The organism is Kineosporia sp. A_224 (genome assembly GCF_002198655.1).
Taxonomy (GTDB): Bacteria; Actinomycetota; Actinomycetes; order Actinomycetales; family Kineosporiaceae; genus R-H-3.
The window spans coordinates 23,095-29,645 of record NZ_MWLN01000150.1; the positions used below are offsets into that span (position 1 = coordinate 23,095).

Here is a 6,551-nt window from a genome sequence, read left to right on the forward strand (position 1 = left end):
GACGCGCGTCTGTACGCGCGTCCCGGTGCCCGCGACGGCGCGGACGGCCGTCGCGGGCGGTGCCGGCTCGGGCTCCTCGGGCCTACTCGGGCTGCACGGTCGCCGGGGAGACGGTCGCGGGCGAGGCCGCCGGGCGCCGGGTCCGCGGGGTCCGCGGGGTCGTCGACGTGGTCGTCGACGTGGTCGTCCGGCGGGTCGTCGTCCTGCGCGCGGCAGCGGTCTTCGTGGTCACGGGCGCCGCGGGTGCCTCGGGCTCGGGCGCGACGGCCTCGACGGGCTCTGCCGGCTCGACGGTCTCGACGGGCTCGGCGACGACCACCACCTCGACGGGCTCGGCGGCCTCGACCACCTCGGCGACCGGCGCCGGGGGCTCGGGGACGTCGGCCTGGGGCTCGGCGGGCGCCTTGGCCGCGGCCTTCCCGGCCGCCGCGGCCAAGGCGGCCGCCGCCTGCCGCGCCCGCTTGAGCGTCTTGCGCGCGGCGTCGCGCTCCTTCGTCGCGGTCGCGAGGCCGGTCGCGGCCTCGGCGAGCGCGGTCCACAGGGCCGAGACCTCGACGCGGAGGGCGGAGACCCGGGCCTTGCGGTCGGCGAGGGCGGCCTGCGCCGCGTCGACGGCGGCACCGGCCGCGGCCGCCGTCGANCCTCGCCGACCGCAAGGCCCGGGTCTCCGCCCTCCGCGTCGACGGCGGCACCGGCCGCGGCGGTCTCGGCGGCCTTCGCGGCGCGGCGCCCGGCGCGCTCGGCTGCTGCCTCGGGGGTCACGGTGCGCTTGTTGCTCTTGCGTGCCACGGGGGGCTCCTTCGGTGGTGCACCAGTGATCCGTCGACCCTACGTCACCGAGATGAACGGGCCTGTTCGTCTCCTGTCCACCGAGGACGTCAGACGGCGTCGACCGTCAGCGGCCGCCAGGCGCTCGCCGCCTCGGGAGCCTTCCCGCAGGACGCGGGCCGGGGCGGGAGCGGCTCCTCGGCGACCGTGACCCGCCACGTCGTCGCACCGTCCGCCGTCGTGTGCCGCCAGGTGCTGGCCCGGCCGCCTCCTGGTGCGGCCGCCTCGTCGAGCAGCGTCAGGGCGGCGAGCCGGTCCTCGTCGAGGCGGTCGCGCAGGGCCGCCTCGGCGGCCTGGGCCGGCGGCGTCCGGTGCAGCGCCCCGCGCAGCAGGTGCCGGACGACGCGGCCCTCGCCGTGCGCGCGCACGAGCGTCGCGGCGTCCGGGGTCCCGACCCGGCCGTAGACCAGACCGGCCGCGAGGTCGAGCGCGACGCCCGCGAACCGGTGGCCGCCGGAGTGCGAGATCTCCCAGGTGCCGGCCGGCTCGAGGGCGGCGAAGGCCTGGGCGAGCGGGCGGCCGAGCCGGGCGCAGCAGGCGTCCCGGGTGCCGTGCGTGCAGATGCCCCACACCGGGCCCGGGTCGGTCCAGCCCGCGGGTGCGGCCGGTGCCGCGGCGAGCCCGGCCCAGTCGAGGCCGAGCAGGTCGGCCGGTGCGTCGAGGGTCGTGGTCGCCGCCCAGCCGCCCGGGCCGTACCGGGCGAGGACGACGGCCGGCCGCTGCGGTGCCCCGCGCTCGCCGGCGCCGGGCCGCCGTCCGAGGACGACCCGGACCCCTGCCCCGTCGGTGAGCGCCGCGAGCGCCGCCCCCGTGCCGTCGTCCGGCCACGGCGCGTCGAGCACGGCCTCCCGGCCCCACGGTCCGGGGTGCTCGACGAGCGCCCACACGGGCCGGTGCGGCGCGGTCCCGGCGAGCGGCTCGGCGGCCGCGCCGTCGACGCAGAAGATCCCGTTCACCGGCACAGTCCATCAGCCGCGTGCGCGTCCCCGGCGCGCGGGTGCTGCGACCGTGCGGTCGGGCGGCGTCGTCGGACCGCCGGGCTAGCCTGCGCGGGTGACCGCGCCGCACAGGCTGAGCCGGGCCGACGCCCGCCGGGTCGCCGTCCGGGCCCAGCTGCTCGAGGCCGACCGTCCGGCAGACCTCGTCGGGCTCGTCCGGCACCTGACGTTCCTCCAGCTCGACCCGACCGCCTCCGTGGCGCCCAACGCCGACCTCGTCGCGTGGAGCCGGCTCGGCGCCGGCTACGCCCCGGCCGACCTGCGCGCCGCGCTCGACCGGCGCGACCTCGTCGAGCTCGAGTCGCTGGTCCGGCCCGCCGAGGACGTCGCGCTCTTCGCCGCCGACATGGCCGACTGGCCCGGCCGTGGCGAGCTGCGGCCCTGGCAGCAGGGCCGGATCGCGTGGGTCGGGGCCAACGACGCGTGCCGGCGCGACATCCTCGCCCGGCTGGAGGGCTCGGGGCCGCTGCTCATGCGCGACCTGCCCGACACGTGCGCCGTCCCGTGGCGCTCCACGGGGTGGACCGACGGCCGCAACGTCGAGAAGCTCCTCGGCGCGATGGTCGCCCGCGGCGAGGTCGCCGTCGCGGGCCGGCAGGGCCGCGAACGCCTGTGGGACCTCGCGTCCCGGGTGTACCCCGACGTCCCCGCGGTCCCGGCCGAGGAGGCCGCCCGGCAGTGCGACGAGCGCCGGCTGCGGGCGCTGGGCATCGCGCGGGCGAAGGCCCCCGAGCACCCGATGGAGCCGCAGCACGTCGGCTCGGCGGGGGAGCCGGCCGTCGTCGAAGGGGTCAAGGGCACGTGGCGCGTCGACCCGGCCTACCTCGACGCGCCCTTCACCGGTCGGACGGCGCTCCTGTCGCCGTTCGACCGGCTCGTCCACGACCGCCGGCGGGCCCTGGAGATCTTCGGGTTCGAGTACCAGCTCGAGATGTACAAGCCCGCGGCGCAGCGCCGCTGGGGCTACTTCGCGCTCCCGGTGCTGCACCAGGACCGGCTCGTCGGCAAGGTCGACGCGACCGGGGACCGCGCCGCGGGGGTGCTGCGGGTCGACGCCGTCCACGAGGACGTCCCCTTCACCAGGGCGATGACGGCCGCGGTGCGGGCCGAGCTGAAGAGCCTGGCCCGGTGGCTGGGGCTCGGGGTGACGCTGCCGGGGGCCTGACGGCCGCGCCCGCCGCGCGCCCGCCTACGATGGCACCGCCCACCGATCACTACCTGCGGGGACTGGTGTGAAGGACATCGTCGTATTCGGCGGCAGTGCGCATCCGGAGCTGACCGCCGAGCTCTGCGAGCACCTGGGGGTCGCGCAGAGCGGCGTGCGGGTCAGCCGGTTCGCCAACGACTGCCTCGAGGTGCAGCTGCAGGCGAACTGCCGCGAACGGGACGTCTTCCTCGTGCAGCCGCTCGTCGCGCCGACGCAGGAGAACCTCGTCGAGCTGCTCCTCATGTGCGACGCGGCCCGTGGGGCGTCGGCGGCCCGGATCACCGTCGTCATGCCGCACTACGCCTACGCCCGGTCGGACAAGAAGGACACCCCGCGCATCTCGCTCGGCGGCCGGCTCGTCGCGGACCTGCTCAAGACCGCCGGTGCAGACCGGGTGCTCGCCGTCACGCTGCACTCGCCCCAGGTGCACGGGTTCTTCTCGGTGCCCGTCGACCACCTGCACGCGCTGCGCGAGCTCGCCCAGCACTTCCGGCAGTACGACCTGAGCCGCACCACCGTCGTCTCGCCCGACCTCGGCAACGCCAAGGAGGCGGCCGCGTTCGCCCGGATGATCGGCGCGCACGTCGCGGCTGGCGCCAAGCAGCGCTTCCCCGACGACCGGGTGCAGATCAGCGACGTCATCGGCGAGATCGCCGACCGCGACGTCATCATCCTCGACGACGAGATCGCCAAGGGCAGCACGGTCCTGGAGCTGCTGCGGATGCTCCGCGACCTGGGCCCGCGCTCGATCCGCGTCGCCTGCACCCACGGCCTGTTCTCCACCGACGCCCTCAAGCGCCTCTCCGAGCAGGAGGACGTCCTCGAGATCGTCTGCACGAACACGGTCCCGATCCCGCCCGAGCGGGTCACCGAGAAGCTCCGGGTGCTGTCCATCGCACCCGCGCTCGCCGAGGCGGTGCGCCGGATCCACAACGGCGAGTCGGTCAGCGCCCTCTTCGACGCCTGACGCGCCGTCCGGACGCTTGCGGGGATACCCCAGCGGCACGATGCCGCCGGGGTTACCCCGCAGCAGGGTCAGTCGGTGGACGTCACGCCCAGGCCGATCGGGCAGCTGACCCCGGTGCCGTGGTCGGGGCAGTAGCCCCACGGCACCTTGTCGAGGTACTGCTGGTGGTCGCCCTCGGCGTAGTAGAACGGGCCGGCCTCGGCGGCGGGGCGGCCCTCGGTCGTGATCTCGCCGAACCGCTTCTCCGACAGGCGCTTCTGGTACGCCTCACGGGTCGCGCGGTACGCGGCCTCCTGCTCGGGCGTCGTCCAGAAGACCGCGGAGCGGTACTGCGTGCCGAGGTCGTTGCCCTGGCGGAAGCCCTGGGTCGGGTCGTGGTGCTCCCAGAACGTCTGGAGGACCTTCTCCGTCGTGACCTTGGCCGGGTCGTACGCGACGAGGACCGTCTCGGTGTGCCCGGTGCGGCCGGTGCACGTCTCCTCGTACGTCGGGTGCTTCGTGAAGCCGCCCTGGTACCCGACGGCGGTCGTCACGACGCCCGGGAGGTTCCAGTACGCCTTCTCGGCGCCCCAGAAGCAGCCCATGGCGACGTAGATGACCTGGGTGCCCTCGGGCCACGGGCCCTCGAGCGGGGTGCCGAGGACGGCGTGCCGCGCGGGCACGGCGAACGGCCGGGCGTCGCGCCCCTTCAGGGCGTCGTCGGCGGTGACCATCGTCGTCTTCAAGCGCGAACCGAACACTGCGATCTCCTGCCTCTCACAACTCCCGCCGCATCGGCGGGCAACGGTGCCAACACGCCCGGCCGCCGGGTGGTTCCCGGCCGGCGAGGTGGGCGCCCCCGTCAGTGTCGCCCGGCGGCCCCGCCGTTACACCTCGGAGCAGGTCCCGGTGCCGGGCCGCGGGCTCACAGCGCCGCCGGTCCCGCGCCGGCGGGGACGGCGCCCGCACCGGCCGCGCCCGGCACCGCACCGCCGTGCCAGGCCCGGGCGAGCAGCCCGACGGCGGCCACGAGGTCGGCCTCGGGGCGGGCGAACGGGATCCGCAGCCGGGACTCGAACGCGCCGTCCGGGCCGAACCGGGGTCCCGGCGTCACGGTGACCCCGAGGTCCCGCACGGCCGCGGCGAGCGCGCTGCTGCGCGGCAGGGGCAGCCGGCACCACAGCACGAGGCCGCCGGCCGGCACCGGCGCCTCCCACTGCGGCAGCCGCTCGGCGAGAGCGCCGCGCAGCGCCGCGCAGCGGGCGGCGACGAGCGCCCGCCGCTGCGGCAGCAACGTGTCGACGACGTCGAGCAGGTGCGCCGTCGCGAGCTGCTCGACGAGCGGGGAGGCCAGGTCGTCCGCGGCCCGGGCGACCGTGAGCCGCTGCACGAGCGCGCGGTCCGCGCGGACCCAGCCGACCCGCAGCCCGCCCCAGAACGTCTTGCTCGACGACCCGAGGTGGACGACGCCCGCGCCCGGCCCGGGCCGCCGGCCGGCCCCGAACGGCGCCGGTGCCACGGCCCCCGGACCGCGCAGGTCGAGGTCGGCGGTCGTCTCGTCGACGACGACGAGGCAGCCCGCGCGCACCAGGACGTCCGCGAGCCGCTCCCGGACGTCGTCCGCCATGAGTGCGCCCGTCGGGTTCTGGAAGTCCGGCATGAGGTAGGCCGCCCGGGCGCCCGTGCTGCGCAGCGCCTCCGCGGCGGCGTCCGGGTCCCAGCCGTCCTCGACGGGCAGCGCGACCGGCCGGGCGCCGGCCCGCCGGACGACGTCGAGCGCGAGCGGGTACGTCGGGCTCTCGACGAGCACCCGGTCACCCCGGGCGACGGTCTCGCCGAGCACGAGCCGCAGCCCGTGGATCGCCCCCGAGGTGACGAGCACCTCGTCGGGGGCGGTCGGCAGACCGCGCGCGGTGTACCGGGCGGCGACGCGCTCGCGGAGCACGTCGAGCCCGGCGGTCACGTAGCCGTGGCCGGGCAGGTAGCGCGGCAGGTCGGCGAGCGCGGCGACGTACGCCGCGTGCACCTGCGGCGGCGCCTCGAGCGCCGCGCTCGACAGGTCGCCGCGGCCGTCCGCGGTGCCGCGACGGCCGGTCGTCGTCACCGGCCACGGCAGCGTTGCCGGGTCGCCGGACGGGGGAGCGGGCTCGTTGGGCAGCGCGGTCCAGGTGCCGGCGCCCTGCCCCGCGGCGGCGAAACCGGCCTCGCGCAGCGCCCGGTAGGCGGCGGTGGTCGTCGTCCGGCTCGTCCCGGACGCCGTCGCGAGCGCCCGCTCGGACGGCAGGACGGCGTGTACCGGGAGCCGCCCGTCGAGCACGAGCAGCCGGAGCCGGTCCGCCAGCGCCTGGTAGCCGGGGACGCCCGGCCGGTCCTGCCAGCCGGCGAGGAGCGGCACGAGCTCGCGGACGCCGACCCGGCGGGCCGGGCGGGCGGCCGGGCGGACGGCGGAGCTGACGGCGACGTCGGGCATGCAGCCACTGTCCGCGAGGTGGCTATGGAATGCAAGGCCACTTCTCGACGACCCTGGACGGGTGAGCGCAACCCCCGACACCGCCCGCCCCGACAGCCCGGA

At 77.1% G+C, this 6,551-nt stretch carries 5 protein-coding genes and 1 pseudogene; 2 read left to right on the forward strand and 4 right to left on the reverse strand.

The features are described from left to right. Positions 1-82: 82 nt before the first annotated feature. A pseudogene (locus tag EDJALFJO_RS35600) lies at positions 83-640 on the reverse strand (hypothetical protein); the annotation flags it as partial. Positions 641-878: 238 nt separating this feature from the next. Beyond that, complete coding sequence (locus tag EDJALFJO_RS13275) at positions 879-1,784, reverse strand: sucrase ferredoxin (RefSeq protein WP_143448554.1); 906 nt, start codon at positions 1,782-1,784, stop codon at positions 879-881. A 97-nt stretch (positions 1,785-1,881) separates the two neighbouring features. Between EDJALFJO_RS13275 and EDJALFJO_RS13280 the strand changes: the two genes are divergently transcribed. Both EDJALFJO_RS13280 and EDJALFJO_RS13285 read left to right on the forward strand, forming a co-directional pair. Continuing rightward, on the forward strand, positions 1,882-2,991 hold the full coding sequence (locus tag EDJALFJO_RS13280; RefSeq protein WP_088285948.1) for a DNA glycosylase AlkZ-like family protein: 1,110 nt from the start codon (positions 1,882-1,884) through the stop codon (positions 2,989-2,991). Positions 2,992-3,058: 67 nt separating this feature from the next. Further along, a complete protein-coding gene (locus EDJALFJO_RS13285) occupies positions 3,059-4,000 on the forward strand; it encodes a ribose-phosphate pyrophosphokinase (RefSeq protein ID WP_088285950.1) in 942 nt (313 codons plus the stop codon). Positions 4,001-4,068: 68 nt separating this feature from the next. On the opposite strand, the gene msrA is transcribed toward EDJALFJO_RS13285, so the two are convergent. Next, a complete protein-coding gene (msrA, locus tag EDJALFJO_RS13290) occupies positions 4,069-4,713 on the reverse strand; it encodes a peptide-methionine (S)-S-oxide reductase MsrA (RefSeq protein ID WP_088285962.1) in 645 nt (214 codons plus the stop codon). Positions 4,714-4,904: 191 nt separating this feature from the next. Continuing rightward, positions 4,905-6,449 carry a PLP-dependent aminotransferase family protein gene (locus EDJALFJO_RS13295; protein WP_088285952.1) on the reverse strand — a complete coding sequence of 515 codons (1,545 nt, stop codon included), beginning with the start codon at positions 6,447-6,449 and terminating at the stop codon, positions 4,905-4,907. Positions 6,450-6,551 lie beyond the last annotated feature (102 nt).

Coding starts and splice junctions, on each gene's coding strand:
- msrA (WP_088285962.1), bottom strand. CDS start 4,713: ATGGTCACCGCCGACGACGCCCTGAAGGGGCGCGACGCCCGGCCGTTC.
- EDJALFJO_RS13295 (WP_088285952.1), bottom strand. CDS start 6,449: ATGCCCGACGTCGCCGTCAGCTCCGCCGTCCGCCCGGCCGCCCGCCCG.